The organism is Serratia sp. szju, assembly GCF_044594185.1.
GTDB classification, from domain to species: domain Bacteria; phylum Pseudomonadota; class Gammaproteobacteria; order Enterobacterales; family Enterobacteriaceae; genus Serratia; species Serratia bockelmannii.
This window is the reverse complement of sequence record NZ_CP172576.1, coordinates 369,389-387,776: the sequence shown is the minus strand read 5'-3', so window position 1 is coordinate 387,776 and position 18,388 is coordinate 369,389. Positions and strand designations below refer to the sequence as shown.

The 18,388-nt window shown below is 60.8% G+C and carries 19 protein-coding genes; 14 read left to right on the top strand and 5 right to left on the bottom strand.

The genetic code is table 11. The features are described 5' to 3' along the window. Positions 1-9 precede the first annotated feature (9 nt). From RE418_RS01960 to RE418_RS01950, 3 genes are read left to right on the top strand one after another with little or no spacing between them, the layout of a single operon-like run. On the top strand, positions 10-624 hold the full coding sequence (locus RE418_RS01960; protein WP_025301659.1) for a methylthioribulose 1-phosphate dehydratase: 615 nt from the start codon (positions 10-12) through the stop codon (positions 622-624). Then, the gene (gene mtnC / locus RE418_RS01955) at positions 621-1,310 is read left to right on the top strand and encodes an acireductone synthase (protein ID WP_043135516.1); all 690 of its coding nucleotides are present in this window, start codon (positions 621-623) and stop codon (positions 1,308-1,310) included. Before RE418_RS01960 ends, mtnC begins: the two co-directional genes overlap by 4 nt. Next, complete coding sequence (locus RE418_RS01950; protein ID WP_043135518.1) at positions 1,307-1,849, top strand: acireductone dioxygenase; 543 nt, start codon at positions 1,307-1,309, stop codon at positions 1,847-1,849. The genes mtnC and RE418_RS01950 overlap by 4 nt, the downstream gene beginning before the upstream one ends. 17 nt (positions 1,850-1,866) lie before the next feature. On the opposite strand, the gene mtnA is transcribed toward RE418_RS01950, so the two are convergent. After that, a complete protein-coding gene (gene mtnA / locus RE418_RS01945) occupies positions 1,867-2,895 on the bottom strand; it encodes an S-methyl-5-thioribose-1-phosphate isomerase (RefSeq protein ID WP_089180574.1) in 1,029 nt (342 codons plus the stop codon). A 145-nt stretch (positions 2,896-3,040) separates the two neighbouring features. On the opposite strand from mtnA, the gene mtnK reads away from it, so the two are divergent. After that, positions 3,041-4,240, top strand: a complete 1,200-nt coding sequence (mtnK, locus tag RE418_RS01940) for an S-methyl-5-thioribose kinase (RefSeq protein ID WP_060432490.1) — start codon at positions 3,041-3,043, stop codon at positions 4,238-4,240. Between the two features lie 73 nt (positions 4,241-4,313). Here the strand turns inward: mtnK and RE418_RS01935 are convergent, their stop codons facing one another. Both RE418_RS01935 and fadE read right to left on the bottom strand, forming a co-directional pair. After that, positions 4,314-4,466: a Hok/Gef family protein gene (locus RE418_RS01935; protein WP_004930217.1), complete on the bottom strand. Its 153-nt coding sequence runs from the start codon at positions 4,464-4,466 to the stop codon at positions 4,314-4,316. Positions 4,467-4,755: 289 nt separating this feature from the next. Then, positions 4,756-7,212 (bottom strand): acyl-CoA dehydrogenase FadE, encoded by a 2,457-nt coding sequence (fadE, locus tag RE418_RS01930; RefSeq protein ID WP_025301664.1) that lies wholly within the window; start codon positions 7,210-7,212, stop codon positions 4,756-4,758. Positions 7,213-7,458: 246 nt separating this feature from the next. Here fadE and lpcA point away from each other — a divergent pair, with 246 nt between their 5' ends. Together lpcA and RE418_RS01920 are read left to right on the top strand one after the other, a co-directional pair. Then, positions 7,459-8,040 carry a D-sedoheptulose 7-phosphate isomerase gene (gene lpcA / locus RE418_RS01925; RefSeq protein WP_004930220.1) on the top strand — a complete coding sequence of 194 codons (582 nt, stop codon included), beginning with the start codon at positions 7,459-7,461 and terminating at the stop codon, positions 8,038-8,040. Between the two features lie 98 nt (positions 8,041-8,138). Next, on the top strand, positions 8,139-8,942 hold the full coding sequence (locus RE418_RS01920; protein WP_025301665.1) for a class II glutamine amidotransferase: 804 nt from the start codon (positions 8,139-8,141) through the stop codon (positions 8,940-8,942). On the opposite strand, the gene dpaA is transcribed toward RE418_RS01920, so the two are convergent. Then, a complete protein-coding gene (gene dpaA / locus RE418_RS01915) occupies positions 8,877-9,644 on the bottom strand; it encodes a peptidoglycan meso-diaminopimelic acid protein amidase (RefSeq protein ID WP_025301666.1) in 768 nt (255 codons plus the stop codon). The two genes, RE418_RS01920 and dpaA, sit on opposite strands and share 66 nt — an antisense overlap. Before the next feature lie 554 nt (positions 9,645-10,198). Between dpaA and RE418_RS01910 the strand changes: the two genes are divergently transcribed. Genes RE418_RS01910 through nqrM form a run of 8 tightly spaced genes read left to right on the top strand, consistent with a single transcriptional unit; the run spans position 10,199 to position 17,309 of the window. Next, positions 10,199-11,548, top strand: coding sequence for a Na(+)-translocating NADH-quinone reductase subunit A (locus tag RE418_RS01910; RefSeq protein ID WP_213928428.1), 1,350 nt, complete (start codon positions 10,199-10,201; stop codon positions 11,546-11,548). A 3-nt stretch (positions 11,549-11,551) separates the two neighbouring features. Then, positions 11,552-12,793 carry an NADH:ubiquinone reductase (Na(+)-transporting) subunit B gene (locus RE418_RS01905; RefSeq protein WP_213928429.1) on the top strand — a complete coding sequence of 414 codons (1,242 nt, stop codon included), beginning with the start codon at positions 11,552-11,554 and terminating at the stop codon, positions 12,791-12,793. After that, a complete protein-coding gene (locus RE418_RS01900) occupies positions 12,783-13,577 on the top strand; it encodes a Na(+)-translocating NADH-quinone reductase subunit C (protein ID WP_025301668.1) in 795 nt (264 codons plus the stop codon). The genes RE418_RS01905 and RE418_RS01900 overlap by 11 nt, the downstream gene beginning before the upstream one ends. Then, positions 13,570-14,199: an NADH:ubiquinone reductase (Na(+)-transporting) subunit D gene (locus RE418_RS01895; RefSeq protein WP_004930232.1), complete on the top strand. Its 630-nt coding sequence runs from the start codon at positions 13,570-13,572 to the stop codon at positions 14,197-14,199. Before RE418_RS01900 ends, RE418_RS01895 begins: the two co-directional genes overlap by 8 nt. A 6-nt stretch (positions 14,200-14,205) precedes the next feature. Further along, a complete protein-coding gene (gene nqrE, locus RE418_RS01890; protein WP_004930235.1) occupies positions 14,206-14,802 on the top strand; it encodes an NADH:ubiquinone reductase (Na(+)-transporting) subunit E in 597 nt (198 codons plus the stop codon). A gap of 15 nt (positions 14,803-14,817) precedes the next feature. After that, entirely contained in the window at positions 14,818-16,041 is a 1,224-nt protein-coding gene (nqrF, locus tag RE418_RS01885; protein ID WP_043135532.1) for an NADH:ubiquinone reductase (Na(+)-transporting) subunit F, read from the top strand. Next, the gene (locus RE418_RS01880) at positions 16,025-17,074 is read left to right on the top strand and encodes an FAD:protein FMN transferase (RefSeq protein WP_043135534.1); all 1,050 of its coding nucleotides are present in this window, start codon (positions 16,025-16,027) and stop codon (positions 17,072-17,074) included. Before nqrF ends, RE418_RS01880 begins: the two co-directional genes overlap by 17 nt. A gap of 7 nt (positions 17,075-17,081) precedes the next feature. Continuing rightward, entirely contained in the window at positions 17,082-17,309 is a 228-nt protein-coding gene (nqrM, locus tag RE418_RS01875; RefSeq protein WP_016928987.1) for a (Na+)-NQR maturation NqrM, read from the top strand. Positions 17,310-17,335: 26 nt separating this feature from the next. Here nqrM and RE418_RS01870 read toward each other — a convergent pair whose 3' ends face one another. After that, positions 17,336-18,232 (bottom strand): glycerophosphodiester phosphodiesterase family protein, encoded by an 897-nt coding sequence (locus RE418_RS01870; protein ID WP_213928430.1) that lies wholly within the window; start codon positions 18,230-18,232, stop codon positions 17,336-17,338. Positions 18,233-18,388: the final 156 nt, after the last annotated feature.

Sequence of the window (18,388 nt, the reverse complement as noted above, 5' to 3'; positions counted from 1 at the left end):
ATGATAATAATGACGGATAATCCGCAATTTACCGCATTGCTGGCGGCCTGCCACTGGATTGGCGACAAAGGCTGGTGCCCGGCGACCGGCGGCAACATGTCGCTGCGCCTCGACGAACGTCAGTGCCTGGTCACCGAGTCCGGCAAAGACAAGGGCAGCCTGAGCGCCGCCGATTTTCTGCGGGTGGATATCGCCGACAATCATGTGCCGAGCGGCCGCACGCCGTCGGCGGAGACCGGGCTGCATACGCTGCTCTACCGCCTGTCTGCGCACATCGGCGCGGTGCTGCATACCCATTCCGTCAACGCTACCGTACTGTCGCGGGTGGAACGCGGCGATGCGCTGGTGCTGCAGGGATACGAAATGCAGAAGTCGCTGGCCGGCCAGCGCAGCCACCTGGACAGTGTGGCGATCCCCATTTTTGATAACGATCAGGATATCCCCCGGTTGGCGGCGCGTGTGGCGGCCTATGCCGAGGCCACGCCACTGCAGTACGGTTTTCTGGTGCGCGGCCACGGTCTCTATTGCTGGGGAAGCCAGGTAGCGGAAGCCCGCCGCCATCTCGAAGGGCTGGAATTCCTGTTCCAGTGTGAACTGCAACGCCGCTTACTGGAGGCGAAATGATCCGCGCTATCGTGACCGATATTGAAGGCACCACCAGCGATATTCGCTTTGTGCATCAGGTACTGTTTCCCTATGCCCGCGAACGGCTGGCGGATTTTGTGCGCCGCCATGCCGCTGAGAGCGAAGTCGCCGCGCCGCTGGCGGCGCTGCGCGCTGAAATTGACCAGCCGCAGGCAGATCTTGACGCGCTGATCGCCGCCCTGTACCGCTTTATGGATGAAGATCGCAAATCCACCGCGCTCAAGGCGCTGCAGGGCATCATCTGGCGCAGCGGCTATCGCGAGGGCGACTTCCGCGGGCATCTGTACCCGGAAGTCGCCGGGCAGTTGGCCGCCTGGCAGCGGCAGGGAGTGAAGCTTTACGTCTATTCCTCCGGTTCGGTGGAAGCGCAGAAGCTGCTGTTCGGCCACAGCGACGCGGGCGATCTGCAGCCGCTGTTCAGCGGCTATTTCGATACGCACGTCGGCGCCAAGCGCGAAACCGCGTCGTACCGCAACATCGCGCAGGCTATCGGCATCGCGCCCGACGAGCTGCTGTTCCTGTCCGATATTCACCAGGAGCTGGACGCCGCGCAGGCCGCCGGCTGGCATACCTGCCAGCTGATCCGCGATGAGGCGGACGAGCAAAGCCGGCATCCGCAGGTTAACCGTTTTGATCGTATCGATTTAGGGGAGTTCGTCTCATGAGTGGATTGACCATTTTCAGCGATAAAGCGCCGCAGCAGCCGCTGTGGCAGAGCCGCGACGCGCAGGAGATCCAGCGCCAGCTGGCGCAAATCGGCGTGCGCTTTGAGCGCTGGCAGGCGGATCGCGAGCTGGGCGACAACCCGCAGCCGGAGGCAGTGATCGCCGCCTACCAGCATGAGATCGACCGGCTGGTGGCGGAAAAGGGCTACCAGAGTTGGGACGTGATCAGCATGCGGCCGGACCACGAGCAGCGTCAGGCGCTGCGCGAAAAATTCCTGTCCGAACACACGCACGGCGAGGATGAAGTGCGCTTTTTCGTTGAAGGGGCGGGGCTGTTTTGCCTGCATCTGGACGGCAAGATCTTCCAGATCCTGTGCGAAAAGAACGATCTGATCTCGGTGCCGGCCAACACCCGTCACTGGTTCGATATGGGCTCGGCGCCGCACTTTACCGCGATCCGGGTATTTGACAACCCGGAAGGCTGGGTGGCGCATTTCACCGGCGACACGATCGCCGATGCCTATCCGCGTTTGGACTGATCGTCAACCGGCGGGCGTTACCCCAGCGCCCGCTGGAAAATCCCCGCTTCAACCTGTTGCGGCGTGATCACGCCGCTGTCGAACACCCACCCGCTGATAAGCTTCGCCGGCGTGACATCGAACGCCGGATTGTACACCGGTGCCTCGTTCGGCGCCCACTGGCAGGCGCCGAAGCTGCCTGAAACGCCGGTGACTTCGGCCGCCGCGCGTTGCTCGATCGGGATGGCGGCGCCGTCCGGACAGTGCGGATCGTGGGTGGTGTGCGGGGCGGCCACGTAGAACGGGATGTCGTGATAGTGCGCCAGCACCGCCAGGCTGTAGGTGCCAATCTTGTTGGCGACGTCGCCGTTGGCGGCGATGCGATCCGCGCCGACCCACACCGCATCGACCTGGCCCTGCGCCATCAGGCTGGCGGCCATCGAATCGCAGATCAGACGATAGGGAATGCCCAGCTCGCCCAGTTCCCAGGCGGTCAGACGACCGCCCTGCAGCAGCGGCCGGGTTTCATCGACCCACACCTGTTGCACTTTGCCCTGCTGGTGGGCGCGCAGCAGCACCCCGATGGCGGTGCCGACGCCGGCGGTGGCCAACCCGCCGGTATTGCAGTGGGTCAGCAGGCGGCTGCCGGGCTTGACCAGCCCAGCGCCGTGATCGGCGATGCGATCGCACAGCCGGCGATCTTCCTCCACCAGCCGCAGCGCTTCGTTCACCATTGCCGGCGCCCAGTCAGGCTCCGCCAGCGCCAGCTTCATGCGATCCAGATTGTTCATCAGGTTAACCGCCGTCGGGCGCGCGGCGCGCAGCGTGTGCAGCGCCTGTTCCAGCTCGGCGCGCGGCAGACCGCGTTCCGCCAGCAGCGCCAACAGCAGGCTGGCGGACAGCCCGATCAGCGGCGCGCCGCGCACCCGCAGGCTGTGAATGTGCCCGACCAACTCTTCCACGCTGTCGCAGGCCCGCCACCGCTTTTCCTGCGGCAGAGCTTGCTGATCGAGGATCCAAAGGCGGTTATCTCGCAGGGTCAAACTGGTGGTGTTAAGCGCTTGCATCGGCGGTTAATTCCTTGTTGCGTGGTTATTGCATCTGAAACGCTATTCTGCCAACATGACTTCCAGATGTATAGACGTCCAAATGCTTTTACGTCTAAATAATCAGAGTCGCTGGGTCAGTGAGAGAGAACAGAGGGGTTGGGGAATGTCGCTTTATCGTACGTTTACGGCTGCCGATGCCGTTGAATATGCCCGCCAATACGGGCAGGTGGCCGAACCGCAGGCGCTGGTGAGCGCCGACGAGATCGGTGACGGCAACCTGAACCTGGTGTTCAAGATCCGCGATCGCGAAGGCGTGAGTCGGGTGATCGTCAAACAGGCGCTGCCCTACGTGCGCTGTGTGGGCGAATCCTGGCCGCTGACGTTGGATCGGGCGCGCATCGAAGCGGAAACGCTGCTGGTCCACGGCGGTTTCTGCCCAAGGCATACGGTAAAAGTCTTGCATCACGATCCCGAATTGGCGGTGATGGTGCAGGAAGATCTCTCCGATCATCGCATCTGGCGCAGTGAACTGGTGCAGGGGAACTATCACCCGCTGGCGGCCGGACAGCTGGCGGAATACCTGGCGCAGACGCTGTTCCACACCTCCGATTTTTATCAGTCGGCGCAGCAGAAGAAGGCGGAAGTCAGCCGTTTCACCAACCCCGAGCTGTGCCAGATCACCGAAGATCTGTTCTTTACCGACCCCTATATCGACCATGAGCGCAATCAGTTCGAGGCGGCGCTGTTGCCGCAGGTGCGGGCGCTGCGTGAGGATGCGCCGCTGAAGCTGGCGGTCGCCGGCCTGAAACATCGCTTCCTCAGCAAAGCGGAGGCGTTGTTGCACGGGGATATCCACAGCGGTTCAATTTTCGTGGCGGAAGGGCGATTGAAAGCGATCGACGCTGAATTCGGTTTCTACGGCCCGATCGGTTTCGATGTCGGCACTGCGTTAGGCAACCTGCTGCTCAACTATTGTGGTCAGCCGGGGCTGTTCGGGCCGCGCGATGCCGCCGCCGGGCGCGAGCAGCGCCTGCAGGATGTGCGCGAGCTGTGGCTGATTTTCGCCGATCGCTTCCTGGCGCTGTGCCATCAGCAAAGCCGCGATGCGGCGCTGGCGACGCCGGGTTACGCCGAGCAATTCCTGCAGCAGGTCTGGGCTGACGCAGTAGGGTACTGCGGTACCGAACTGATCCGGCGCACCATCGGCCTGGCGCACGTCGCCGATCTGGACAGCATCGCCGACGCCGACATGCGCCTCGACTGTCAGCGTCACGCCCTGGGATTGGGGCGCACGCTGATCGTCAATGCGCCGCAGATCGAGCATATCGATGCGCTGTTGGCGCGCATTCGCCAGCAGGGCTGAAAAGGCGGGTGCTCGTGGATCCTGCCTGACATCATCAGCCAACGGGCGGGGCGAACCCCGCCGTTGGGTTGCCTTACCGTTCGGATTCGTAAGCCAAAGTGGCCGCAACCTCCGAGTCTCCCAACCTGATGCGCAGTTCGCACAGCGAACCGCGGGTTAGCCAGATGAACGCGATCAGCGTCATACAGACGATCACCAGTTTAAGTACGACCCGTTTTTGCTGCATTTTTGACCTCCCTATCCTTGCCTTGCGGCGGGTAAGAGGCTAACCTGATGTTGCTTGGCATCAGAGTGGCCTCGGGTTGATAATATCGACTCGGGGCCTTTCTCTTTCTCTCCTTTGCCAAGGCTCCGGACAGAAAGATCCAGAGCACCCGCTGCGCAGTCTACTCGAACTTCCTTCCCGTGAAATCTGCCGTTGCGCCAACCTGCGGCGCGGTGCGCAGTTTGTGGTGCAAGAAAAGAAAAAGGGGCGATGATGATCGCCCCTTGGATGCGTGGAGTGGGAATTGGCGTTAAGCCGCTTCGGTCTGCTGTTGGCGCTTAGACTGCGCCGCCGGCTTTTCCGGCTTAGCGGCCGCCAGCGCATCCGGTGCAAAGTCGTCCACGTTGATGGAGCGCAGACGGCTCTCTTCGGCTTTCACCAGGATCTTCGCTTCGTCGGCGCTGATCTTGCCTTCTTCCAGCGCGCGTTCCGCCAAACGATCCAGACGGGTGAACGGCAGGTTTTTGCCGGCTGCCTTGCACAGACGTTCGTGAATCGGCTCGGCGGCCATCACGTCGGCCAGCGCCGCTTCCAGCAGGCCGATTGGGTTATGTTCGCTCGGCGTCAGGTACTGACCGCGCCCCAGGCGGCTGCGGGTGGCGGAAGGCACCTGCAGGATCTTGGCCAACTGGTGATCCAGGCGATCGGACGGTGCGGTATGCACGCGGCCGAACGGGAAGACCACGAAGCGCATCGCGCCAGCGATAAAGCGGTTCGGGAAGTTGCGCAGCAGGTCATCCAGCGCCTGTTCGGCTTTATGCAGGCTGTCTTGCACGCCCCAATGCACCAGCGGCAGATCTTCTTTCTGACGGCCTTCGTCGTCAAAGCGTTTCAGCACGGCGGAAGCCAAATACATCTGGCTGAGGATATCCCCCAGGCGAGCGGAGATGCGCTCACGGCGCTTCAGGCTGCCGCCCAGCACGCCCATGGAAACGTCCGACAGCAGCGCCAGGTTGGCGCTCAGGCGGTTCAACTGCTGATAGTAACGACGGGTCGCATCCTTGGTCGGCGTGGCGCTGGTGCGGCCGTTGGTCAGGCCCAGCCAGAAGCTGCGTACCTTGTTGCTGCCGACGTGGCCCAAGTGGCCGAACAGCGATTTATCGAAAGCGTTCAGATCGTTGTTCTGCGCCGCTGCCATTTCATCCAGCACATAAGGATGGCAGCGGATTGCGCCCTGGCCGAAGATCATCATGGTGCGGGTCAGGATGTTCGCGCCTTCCACCGTGATGGCGATCGGTGCGCCCTGATAGGCTCGAGCCAGGAAGTTGGATTCGCCCAGCATGATGCCTTTACCGCCGGCGATGTCCATGGCGTCAACGATCGACTGCTGGCCGCGGTGTGTACAGTGGTATTTGACGATGGCCGACAGCACGGCCGGTTTCTCGCCCTGCACCAGCGCGTAGGTGATCAGCGAAGCGGCGGCGTCCATCACATAGGTGTTGCCGGCGATGCGTGCCAACGGCTCTTCGATCCCCTCCATCTTGCCGATGGAGATCTTGAACTGACGGCGAATGTGCGCGTAGGCGCCGGTCGCCAGGGCGATGGATTTCAGGCTGCCGGTAGAGTTGGACGGCAGGGTGATGCCGCGGCCGACCGACAGGCACTCAACCAGCATGCGCCAGCCCTGGCCGGCCATTTTCGGCCCGCCGATGATGTAATCGATCGGCACGAACACGTCGGTGCCGCGGGTTGGGCCGTTCTGGAACGGCACGTTCAGCGGGAAGTGACGGTTGCCGATTTCCACGCCCGGCGTGCTGGTTGGGATCAGCGCACAGGTGATGCCCGGGGATTCGTTGTCGCTCAGCAGGCGATTCGGGTCATGCAGTTTGAACGCTAGGCCCAGTACGGTAGCGACCGGCGCCAGCGTGATGTAGCGCTTGTTCCAGGTCAGGCGCATGCCCAGTACCTGCTTGCCTTGCCATTCGCCCATGCACACGGTGCCGACGTCTGGAATGGCACCGGCATCGGAACCCGCTTCCGGGCTGGTCAGCGCGAAGCAAGGAATTTCGTCGCCGCGCGCCAGGCCCGGCAGATAGTGGTTTTTCTGTTCTTCGGTACCGTAGTGCTGCAGCAGTTCGCCCGGGCCGAGGGAGTTTGGCACGCCGACGGTGATCGCCAGGATGCCGGAAACGCCGGCCAGTTTTTGCAGCACCATCGCCTGAGCGTAAGGTGAGAATTCCAGACCGCCGTACTCTTTCTTGATGATCATCGCGAAGAAACGGTGTTCTTTCAGGTACGCCCAGAGTTCAGGCGGCAGATCGGCCAGTTCGTGGGTGATCTGGAAGTCGTTGGCCATGCGGCAGGCTTCTTCCACCGGGCCGTCGATAAACGCCTGCTCTTCTTCCGTCAGGCGCGGTTTCGGGTAGCTGTGCAGCTTGTTCCAGTCCGGCGCGCCGCGGAACAGATCGCCTTCCCACCAGGTGGTACCGGCGTCGATCGCTTCCTTCTCGGTGGTGGACATCGGCGGCATCACCTTGCGGAAGGCGCGCAGCGCCGGCGCGGAGAGCAGGGAACGGCGTACAGAGGAAAGGTTCAGCGGCAGCAGCACGATCGCCAGCGGCAGCAACAGCCAGAAGCTCCACAGGCCGATAGCACCCATGGCGGCAGTGTACGCCACCAGGATCAGGCTGCTGAGGGTAAGGTTCACTCGGTGGTAGAACACCACGCCGAGGAGAGCCAGGAAAACGACGATACTAAGAACCATCATAAGAAGCTCCGAAGTAGTAAGAGGTCTGACCTGTTGTGTGTATGTAATAGGTTTTAGTACAAGGCAGAATTTTTATCAATGCGTTTACAGTTTAATTACAACTCACGTCACAAACTGACAGCACCAATCATCAAAAACCTCCCCGCTTCCTTAACTGGCGCGCTGTTTGGCTGAGAATGCTTCTCGCTGTTTCCGCGATCCGGTACACTGCGAAGCGGAAGATTTGACGATAACAAGAGGTTCCTCATGTACCACGACCTTATTCGCAGTGAACTGAACGAAGCAGCTGATACCCTGGCGAAATTTATCAATGACGACGCCAACATCGACGCCATCCAACGTGCGGCGGTGCTGCTGGCGGATTCCTTCAAAGCCGGCGGTAAAGTGATTTCCTGCGGCAACGGCGGTTCCCATTGCGACGCGATGCACTTCGCCGAAGAGCTGACCGGCCGCTACCGTGAAAACCGCCCGGGCTACCCGGCAATTGCCATCTCGGACGTGAGCCACCTGTCCTGCGTCAGCAACGACTTCGGTTATGAGTATGTGTTCTCGCGCTATGTGGAAGCGGTGGGCCGCGAAGGCGACGTGCTGCTGGGCATTTCTACTTCCGGCAACTCCGGCAACATCATCAAGGCCATCGACGCGGCGCGTGCCAAGGGGATGAAAGTGATCACCCTGACCGGCAAGGACGGCGGCAAGATGGCGGGTTCCGCCGATGTGGAAATTCGCGTGCCGCACTTCGGCTACGCCGACCGCATTCAGGAAATCCACATCAAAGCGATTCACATCTTGATTCAGCTGATCGAAAAAGAGATGGTTAAGGCTTGATAGCCTTCGGGGAGCTGCGGCTCCCCCAGGAATAAGACGGCGGACGCCGCATGGTGCGTCCGCACAGCCTGTGTCAGTGTGGTTAAGGAGTGCTGGCGATGTGTGAACTGCTCGGGATGAGCGCAAACGTACCGACCGATATCTGCTTCAGCTTTACCGGCCTGGTACAGCGCGGCGGCCGCACCGGGCCGCATAAGGATGGCTGGGGCATTACCTTCTATGAAGGGAACGGCTGCCGCACATTCAAGGATCCGCAGCCGAGCTTCAACTCGCCGATCGCCCGCCTGGTGCAGGACTATCCGATCAAGTCCTGCGCGGTGGTGTCCCATATTCGCCAGGCCAACCGCGGCGAAGTGGCGCTGGAAAACACCCATCCGTTCACCCGTGAACTGTGGGGCCGCAACTGGACTTACGCGCACAACGGCCAATTAAAAGGCTATCGTCAGCTGGATACCGGCACGTTCCGCCCGGTCGGCCAGACCGACAGCGAATACGCGTTCTGCTGGCTGCTGCATCAGCTGGCGCTGAAATACCCGCGCACCCCGAGCCAATGGCCGGCGGTCTTCCGCTATATCGGCCTGTTGGCGAACCAGCTGCGCAAGAAAGGGGTGTTCAACATGCTGTTGTCGGACGGGCGCTTCGTGATGGCCTATTGCTCCACCAACCTGTATTGGATCACGCGCCGCGCGCCGTTCGGTAAGGCGACGTTACTGGATCAGGATGTGGAGATCGATTTTCAGCAGCAGACCACACCGAACGATGTGGTCACGGTGATCGCCACCCAACCGCTGACCGCCAACGAAACCTGGCACAAGATTGAGCCAGGCGAGTTCGCGTTATTTCACTTCGGTGAGCGGCTTGTTCTGAGCGAAGGGATTGGTGTTGGGCGTCGGGCTGGCTGACGCGTACTGCGTCATCTGGCCGCTGCTCATCAACGGTTGACCCAGCACATACTGGCCGTTGTCTACGGTCATCATCGGCGGCTGGTGGTTCTTCGCGAAGTAATCGTAACCCGGCTTCAGCTGGCGCCAGAAGGCGATATAGCTGGATGACGCATGGCGCTTGAGGTTTTGCTCGGTCATGCGGAACGGATAGATGCTGATATCGACGCGGCTTTGGCCATAGGCAAAAGCAGCTTCGACGTAGCGATAGATCTCATCCATATAGGTGTTGGTCATCGCGTAACAGCCGATCGATTTACATTCGCCGTGGATCATCAGATAAGCGCCGGAATAGCCCTGCGATTTATCGTAATCGTTAGGGAAACCGATATTGATCGCCCGATAATACTTGCTGTCGGGTTTCAGATGGCGTGCGTCAACGCTATAAAAGCCTTCCGGACTTTTAAAGTCGCCTTCACGACGTTTAGGACCCAGCCCGCCGGAGAAATTACAGATCGGGAACGTGTTGACCAGGCGGAATTCATTGCCCATTTTGGCATACAATTCCAGCTTGCGTTCCTCTTTGAAGATCTGAATATAGACCGGCGAACCCAATAATTGCTGTTTAACTACCGGCGCTTCGGGTACCTGCTCGCTGGCGCTGCAGGCCGTGATCATCGGCATAGAAACAAGCATCGCAAACAACAGCGCGATTTTGCTCATTATTATTCCTGCTTATATTTATCTGCCGGCGCAATTGAGGTTGGCCAACATGCCACTGATTATTGTTTTTACTGCTGCAAAACACCGCCAGATTACCAGCGCGTTTATTTTTAGCAATACGTGATATGTATAAAAAAACGACAAAGCTCGATAAAAGTGAAATGACCGGCAGATTTTAACGATAAGTAGTGAAAAACAGGCGAAATTTAATTGCGTTTGCTTGACCCAAGTCACGACGGAACGCAGAACAATGTTGCGAACAATGTTAATATTCTCTCTTCAATTTAACGCACTGTGGCGATTGAAGCGGCAAGAGTTATTGCATATAACCCGGCCGTTTTGATGGTTATTTGGCTACATGCCGTTAACACATCGACTGTCGCGCAAACAACGGAAAGGGGGATTCAAGGGAATGCGCGTTACCCCAGTTTTTCACTGCGAGAAAGTTCATGTTGGGCGTGCCGTTGTGCGCACTGCCCGGCAATCCTGGCATCGTCAGCACCCGCCTCTGGGGCCGGGCAGACGTGTAAACCCAACTACATCGTATAAATCCTATGATTAAGATCAGAAAAGGGTTAGATCTGCCGATAGCCGGAGCCCCGGTTCAGGCGATCCAAGATGGCCCGAACATTCAGCATGTCGCCCTGCTTGGGGAAGAGTATGTCGGAATGCGCCCCTCCATGCTGGTGCAGGAAGGCGATACCGTTAAGAAAGGCCAGGCGTTGTTCGAAGATAAGAAAAACCCCGGGGTTTTCTTCACGGCTCCCGCCAGCGGCCGCATCGTCGCGATTAACCGCGGCGAGCGGCGCGTATTGCAATCGGTGGTGATTGCGCTGGAAAACGGCGGCGACGATCAGCTCGAGTTTGCGCACTACCCGCAGGGGGAATTGGCCCAGTTGCCACGCGAACAGGTCGAGAGCGAACTGATCGCCAGTGGCCTGTGGACCGCACTGCGCACCCGCCCGTTCAGTAAAACGCCAAGCCCCGGCAGCGAACCGCGCGCCATTTTCGTCACCGCGATGGATACCCAACCGTTGGCCGCCGATCCGCAGGTGATCATCGCTGAGCAGCAGACGGCGTTCAACGCCGGGCTGGTGGTCTTGGCGCGCCTGACGGCGGGCAAGGTGCACGTGTGCCACGCCGCCGGCGCCTCGGTTGGCCAGGAGAGCGGCCCGCAGATTGCCTACAGCGAATTTGCCGGCCCGCATCCCGCCGGGCTGGTGGGCACCCACATTCACTTCCTTGAACCGGTCAGCCTGAAGAAAATCGTTTGGCACATCGGCTACCAGGACGTCATCGCCATCGGCACGCTGTTCACCACCGGTAAGCTCGATACCCGCCGGGTCGTGGCGCTGGCCGGGCCGCAGGTGGCGCAGCCGGCGCTGCTGCGCACCCGCCTGGGGGCCAGCCTCGAGGAGCTGACCGCCGGCCGCCTGAAAGACGGCGAGAACCGGGTGATCTCCGGTTCGGTGCTGAACGGCATGCACGCCGCCGGGCCGAACGCCTGGCTCGGCCGTTTCCACTCGCAGGTGTCGGTGCTGGAAGAAGGGCGCGACAAAGAGCTGTTCGGCTGGATCGTGCCGTCGCCGAACAAGTTCTCTATTACCCGCACCACGCTGGGCCACTTCCTGAAAAACAAACTGTTCGCCTTCTCGACCACCACTAACGGCGGCGAACGCGCCATGGTGCCGATCGGCAACTACGAGCGGGTGATGCCGCTGGATATTTTGCCGACGCTGCTGCTGCGCGATTTGCTGGCGGGCGACAGCGACAGTGCGCAGGCGCTGGGCTGCCTGGAGCTGGACGAGGAAGATCTGGCGTTGTGCACCTTCGTTTGCCCCGGCAAGTATGAGTACGCGCCGGTGCTGCGCGAGGTGCTGACCAAGATTGAGCAGGAAGGATAACCGATGGGCCTGAAGAATTATTTTGAGAAGATAGAGCATCACTTCACGCCGGGCGGCAAACTGGAAAAGTGGTACCCGCTATATGAAGCGACCACCACGGTGTTTTATACCCCCGGCACGGTGACGCGCGGCGCTTCGCACGTGCGCGACGCCATCGATTTGAAACGCATGATGATCCTGGTGTGGCTGGCGGTGTTCCCGGCGATGTTCTGGGGCATGTACAACGTTGGCCAGCAGGCGATCCCGGCGCTGCACCATCTGTACAGCGGCGACGCGCTGCAACAGGTGCTGGCGGGCGACTGGCATTATCGTCTGGCGCAGTGGCTAGGCGCCTCGCTGGCGGCCGACGCCGGCTGGGTCAGCAAGATGGTGCTGGGCGTCTGTTACTTCCTGCCGATATACGCCGTGGTGTTTGTCGTCGGCGGCTTCTGGGAGGTGCTGTTCGCCATTATCCGTAAGCATGAGGTTAACGAAGGCTTCTTCGTCACTTCAATCCTGTTTGCGCTGATCGTGCCGCCGACCCTGCCGCTGTGGCAGGCCGCGCTTGGCATCACCTTCGGCGTGGTGGTGGCCAAAGAGATCTTCGGCGGCACCGGGCGCAACTTCCTCAACCCGGCGCTGGCCGGCCGCGCCTTCCTGTTCTTCGCCTATCCGGCGCAGATCTCCGGCGATTTGGTGTGGACCTCCGCGGACGGTTTCTCCGGCGCGACGCCGCTGGCGCAGTGGAGTGCAGGCGGGGCGCACAGCCTGAGCAACGTGGCCACCGGCCAGTCCATCAGCTGGCTGGACGCCTTCCTCGGCAACATTCCCGGCTCCATCGGTGAAGTCTCCACGCTGATGATCCTGATCGGCGGGGCGATTATCCTGTTCGGCCGCGTGGCCTCCTGGCGCATCGTCGCCGGCGTGATGCTCGGCATGGTGGCTTCTGCACTGTTGTTCAACGCCATCGGTTCGGACACCAACCCGATGTTCGCCATGCCGTGGTACTGGCATCTGGTGCTGGGCGGCTTCGCCTTCGGCATGATCTTTATGGCGACCGACCCGGTTTCCGCCTCCTTCACCAATAAGGGGAAATGGTGGTACGGCATTCTGATCGGCGTGATGTGCGTGCTGATCCGGGTGGTCAACCCCGCCTATCCGGAAGGCATGATGCTGGCGATCCTGTTCGCCAACCTGTTCGCACCGCTGTTCGATTACCTGGTGGTGCAGGCCAACATCAAGCGGAGAAAAGCCCGTGGCGAATGAAGCGAAAAACGACGGCATCGGTAAAACGCTGCTGGTAGTGCTGCTGCTGTGTCTGGTGTGTTCAGTGGTGGTGGCGGGCTCCGCCGTCGGCCTGAAGTCCAAACAGCAGGAGCAAAAGCTGCTCGATAAGCAGCGCAATATTCTCGACGTAGCCGGCCTGTTGCAGCCGAAAATGGAGAGCGAGCAGGTCAAGCGTCTGTACAGCGAGCGCATCGAACCGCGCCTGGTGGATCTGAACAGCGGCGAGTTTGTCGCTGGCAAGGCGGCGGCGTTCGATCTGGGCGCCGCGCTGCGCGACGACGCCAAAAGCGTGGCGTTGCCCGCGGGCGACGATCCGGCCGGTATCAAACGCCGTAGCAACCAGGCGGAAATCTACCTGGTGCGCGACGAAAGCGGCCAGGTGAACAAGCTTGTGCTGCCGGTATACGGCACCGGCCTGTGGTCGATGATGTACGCCTTCGTGGCGCTGGATAACGACGGCAATACGGTCAAGGGCATCACCTACTACGACCAGGGGGAAACCCCAGGGCTGGGCGGTGAGGTCGAGAATCCGTCCTGGCGCCAGCAGTGGGTCGGTAAACAGCTGTTCGACGACAACGGCCAGCCGGCGATCCGCGTGGTGAAAGGCGGCGCACGTCAGGGGGATGTGCACGGAGTGGACGGCCTATCCGGCGCCACGCTGACCTCCAACGGTGTGCAGCATACGTTTGATTTCTGGTTGGGCGAGCACGGCTTCGGCCCGTTCCTGAAAAAAGTTCGTGAAGGAGCGCTGAAAAATGGCTGATTCCAAAGAGATAAAGCGGGTCCTGCTGGGGCCGCTGTTCGACAATAACCCGATCGCCCTGCAGGTGTTGGGCGTCTGTTCTGCGTTGGCGGTGACCACCAAGCTGGAGACGGCGGTGGTGATGACCATTGCGGTGACGCTGGTGACCGCGTTCTCCAGCTTCTTCATCTCGCTGATCCGTCACCATATTCCCAACAGCGTGCGCATCATCGTGCAGATGGCGATCATCGCCTCGCTGGTGATCGTGGTCGATCAGCTGCTGCGCGCTTATGCGTTCGAGATCTCCAAGCAGCTGTCGGTGTTCGTCGGCCTTATCATCACCAACTGCATCGTGATGGGGCGCGCCGAGGCTTATGCCATGAAGTCGCCGCCGATCGAGAGCTTTATGGACGGCATCGGCAACGGGCTGGGTTACGGGGTGATCCTGGTGCTGGTCGGTTTCCTGCGCGAGCTGATTGGCTCCGGCAAGCTGTTCGGCGTCCCGGTGCTGGAAACGGTGCAGAACGGCGGCTGGTACCAGCCGAACGGCCTGTTCCTGCTGGCGCCGAGCGCGTTCTTCATCATCGGCCTGCTGATCTGGGTGCTGCGCACCCTGAAGCCGGCGCAGATCGAAAAGGAGTAAAGGCCGATGGAACACTATATCAGCCTGTTTGTGCGCGCGGTGTTCGTCGAGAACATGGCGCTGGCGTTCTTCCTCGGGATGTGTACCTTCCTGGCGGTGTCGAAGAAGGTCTCGACCGCCTTTGGCCTGGGCATCGCGGTGACCATCGTGCTCGGCATTTCGGTGCCGGTGAACAACCTGGTCTACAACCTGATCCTGCGCGACGGCGCGCTGGTGGAAGGCGTCGATCTGAGCTTCCTCAACTTCATCACCTTCATCGGCGTGATCGCGGCGCTGGTACAGATTTTGGAGATGATCCTCGATCGCTTCTTCCCGTCGCTGTATAACGCGCTCGGCATCTTCCTGCCGCTCATCACCGTGAACTGCGCCATCTTCGGCGGCGTGTCCTTCATGGTGCAGCGCGACTATAACTTCGCCGAGTCGGTGGTGTACGGCTTTGGTTCCGGCACCGGCTGGATGCTGGCGATCGTCGCCATGGCGGGGATCCGCGAAAAACTCAAGTATGCCAACGTGCCGGCAGGGCTGCGCGGCCTGGGCATTACCTTTATCACCACCGGACTGATGGCGCTGGGCTTCATGTCCTTCTCCGGTGTTCAGTTGTAAAGGCGGGAAGAATTTATGGAAATTATTTTAGGCGTAGCAATGTTCACCACCATCGTGATGGTGCTGGTGTTGCTGATCCTGTTCGCCAAATCGAAGCTGGTGAACACCGGTGACATCGCGGTGGAAATCAACGGCGATCTGGATAAGAGCTTCCATGCGCCGGCGGGCGACAAGCTGCTCAACGTGCTCTCCAGCCAGGGGATCTTCGTCTCCTCGGCCTGCGGCGGCGGCGGTTCCTGCGGCCAGTGCCGGGTGGTGATCAAAGAGGGCGGCGGCGATATCCTGCCGACCGAGCTCTCGCACATCAACAAGCGCGAAGCGAAAGAAGGGTGCCGCCTGGCGTGCCAGGTGAACGTGAAGCAGAACCTGAAGATCGAGCTGCCGGAAGAGATCTTCGGCGTGAAGAAATGGGAGTGCGAGGTTATCTCCAACGATAACAAAGCCACCTTTATCAAAGAGCTGAAGCTGAAGATCCCCGATGGTGAGGACGTGCCGTTCCGCGCGGGCGGCTTTATCCAGATCGAAGCACCGGCGCACGACATCAGCTACGCCGACTTCGACGTGCCGCAGGAGTATCGCGGCGACTGGGACAAGTTCAACCTGTTCCGCTACCGCTCGACGGTGAACGACACCACGGTGCGCGCCTACTCGATGGCCAACTACCCGGAAGAGAAGGGCATCATCATGCTCAACGTGCGTATCGCCACGCCGCCGCCGAATAATCCGGACGTGCCGCCGGGCATCATGTCTTCCTATATCTGGTCGCTGAAAGCCGGTGACAAGGTGACCATCTCCGGGCCGTTCGGCGAGTTCTTCGCCAAGGACACCGACGCCGAAATGATCTTCATCGGCGGCGGCGCGGGCATGGCACCGATGCGTTCGCACATCTTCGATCAGCTCAAGCGCCTGAACTCGAAGCGCAAGATCACCTTCTGGTACGGCGCGCGTTCGCTGCGCGAGATGTTCTATGAAGACGACTTCAACCAGCTGCAGGCGGAGAACGAAAACTTCACCTGGCACGTGGCGCTGTCGGATCCGCAGCCGGAAGATAACTGGACCGGCTACACCGGCTTTATCCATAATGTTCTGCTGGAGAACTACCTGAGGAACCACCCGGCGCCGGAGGACTGCGAGTTTTACATGTGCGGGCCGCCGATGATGAACGCCGCGGTGATCAAGATGCTCAAAGATCTGGGCGTCGAAGACGAAAACATCATGCTGGATGACTTTGGTGGCTAAATTGCGCGCATTGGCGATGAAGAACTGGCTGACGGGTGTGGCGCTGAGCGCCACCCTGCTGCTGACCGGCTGCGGGCCGGAACAGGTGGACCTGATGGGTAAAACCATGGGCACCTCGTATTCGATCCGTTACGTGACCGGCGAAGATACGCCGTCGGCGCGCGAGATGCAGGCGGAGATCGACAAACGGCTGGAGCAGGTGAACGATCAGATGTCCACCTACCGGCCGGATTCCGAGCTGAGCCGCTTCAATGCCAACCGCGACATTGACCGGCCGTTCCCGGTTTCGCCGGCCACCGCCGAAGTGGTGCGCGAAGCGCTGCGCATCAACCGCGTCACCGACGGCGCGCTGGACGTGACCGTCGGGCCGCTGGTCAACCTGTGGGGCTTCGGCCCGGAAGGGCGGCCGGACAAAGTGCCGAGCGAGGCGGAACTGGCGCACCGCCGCGCCTGGACCGGCGCCGACAAACTGTCGGTGCAGGGCAGCGCGCTGGTGAAAAGCATCCCTGAGCTGTACGTCGATCTGTCGTCGATCGCCAAAGGGTATGGCGTGGACGTGGTGGCGGAATATCTGCAGTCCCGGCATGTGAAGAACTACATGGTGGATATCGGCGGCGAGGTGCGCACGCGCGGGCATAACGGCGAGCAAAAGCCGTGGCGCATCGCCATCGAGCGCCCGACCGCCGGTACGCAACAGCAGGCGCAGCTGGTGATCCAGCCGGGGGAGATGTCGATCGCTACCTCGGGTGACTATCGCAACTACTTCGAGCAGGACGGGGTGCGCTATTCGCACACCATCGATCCGGTCACCGGCCGACCCATTCACCACCGTTTGGTGTCGATCACCGTGCTGAGCCCGACCTGCATGACCGCCGACGGCCTGTCCACCGGCCTGAACGTGATGGGGCCGGAGCGCGGCCTGGCGCTGGCCAACCTGCTCGGTATCCCGGTGTTCATGATTGTGAAAACCGCCGACGGGTTTGAGGAGCGTTACTCAGACGCGTTCAAGCCCTATCTGAAAAAGCGTTCGTGAGGTTGCTATGTTGACGGTATTCGCCGCTACTTTCGTGTTGTTTCTGCTGATCGTCGGCGGGATGTCGCTGGGCTATGTGTTCAAACGCAAAAGCCTGCAGGGCAGCTGCGGCGGCATCACCGCATTGGGGATGGAGAAAGTCTGCGACTGCCCGGAGCCGTGCGATGCGCGCAAAAAGCGCGAAGCCAAAGCGGCGCAGCGGCGCGAGCAGTTGGAAAAGCACCGTATTCTGTAGCGAAAACCCGGCCTTGGCCGGGTTTTTTATTTCGCCTTACGGAAGCTTTTTGCCTCGGCCGGTGAGTTGACCATCACGCCGTCGGCGCCCAGCGCCAGCGCCTGCTGATACTCTTGCGGCGAGTTGACGCCGAACAGGATGATGTGCGCCGGGCCCTGCGAGCGGAAACAGTCCATCGACTCTTTATCCCAGGTCAGAAACGCCTTAGAACGCCCTTCGCCGAGGGTATATTTCTCTACCACTTCCACCTCGCGCTTCAGCTCCAGTCCGTACCAGCGCGGCTGGCGGTTGTCCGGTTTGACGTCGCACTGGTGCGCCATGGTGATATTGGCCAGCAGCGTGCGGGTTTCGTCGCGGCTTTCGAAGCGCGGGATGGCCGGCGGCAGCGCCTGCAGGTATTTGGCGTCGGTGGAGTAGACGCGGATGCGGTTCAGGCTGTCGGTGCTTTCCAACGTCGCCAGCAGCGCCTGGCCAAACTGCGCCGGATCGGCGTCCGGGGATTTGATGTCCAGATAGAAGGTGACGAGCGGAAACGCTTTAAGCACGTCGTCGAGCCGTGGAATGCCGATGCCCTGGCCGCGGAATGGGTGCGCATCACCCTTGGCGAAGGCCCAACCGGCGTCGATCTCGGCCAGCTGCGCGGCGGTATAGGCAGAGACCGGGCCCTGCCGGTTGGTCAGCGCTTTCAGGTCCGAGGGGCGATACAGCACGATGACGCCGTCTTTGGATTCTTGCAGGGTGATCCAGATGGCGTCGGCGCCGTTTTTCAGCGCGGTTTCGATGGCGATGCGGGTGTTCTCCGGCGCATCGGCGGTGCCGCCGCGGTGGGCGACGATCGCCGGCGCATGACCGGCGGTGGCGCTGGCCGCCAGCGCGCTCAGCGACAGCGCGGAAGCCAGCAGCAAAGAAGAAAATCTGATCATGTAGGGTACCTTGTCGTTATCGTTGTGGTGAGCCGCACGGGATGGCGGAAATCATACTATTGAAAAATTAAGCTTTTTTAACAACGCGGAAATATCTGGCGGAAACGGTGCTTTCGTCGAATCCTGCGGCCTTGAGCTTTCGGTATCTGACTGTAT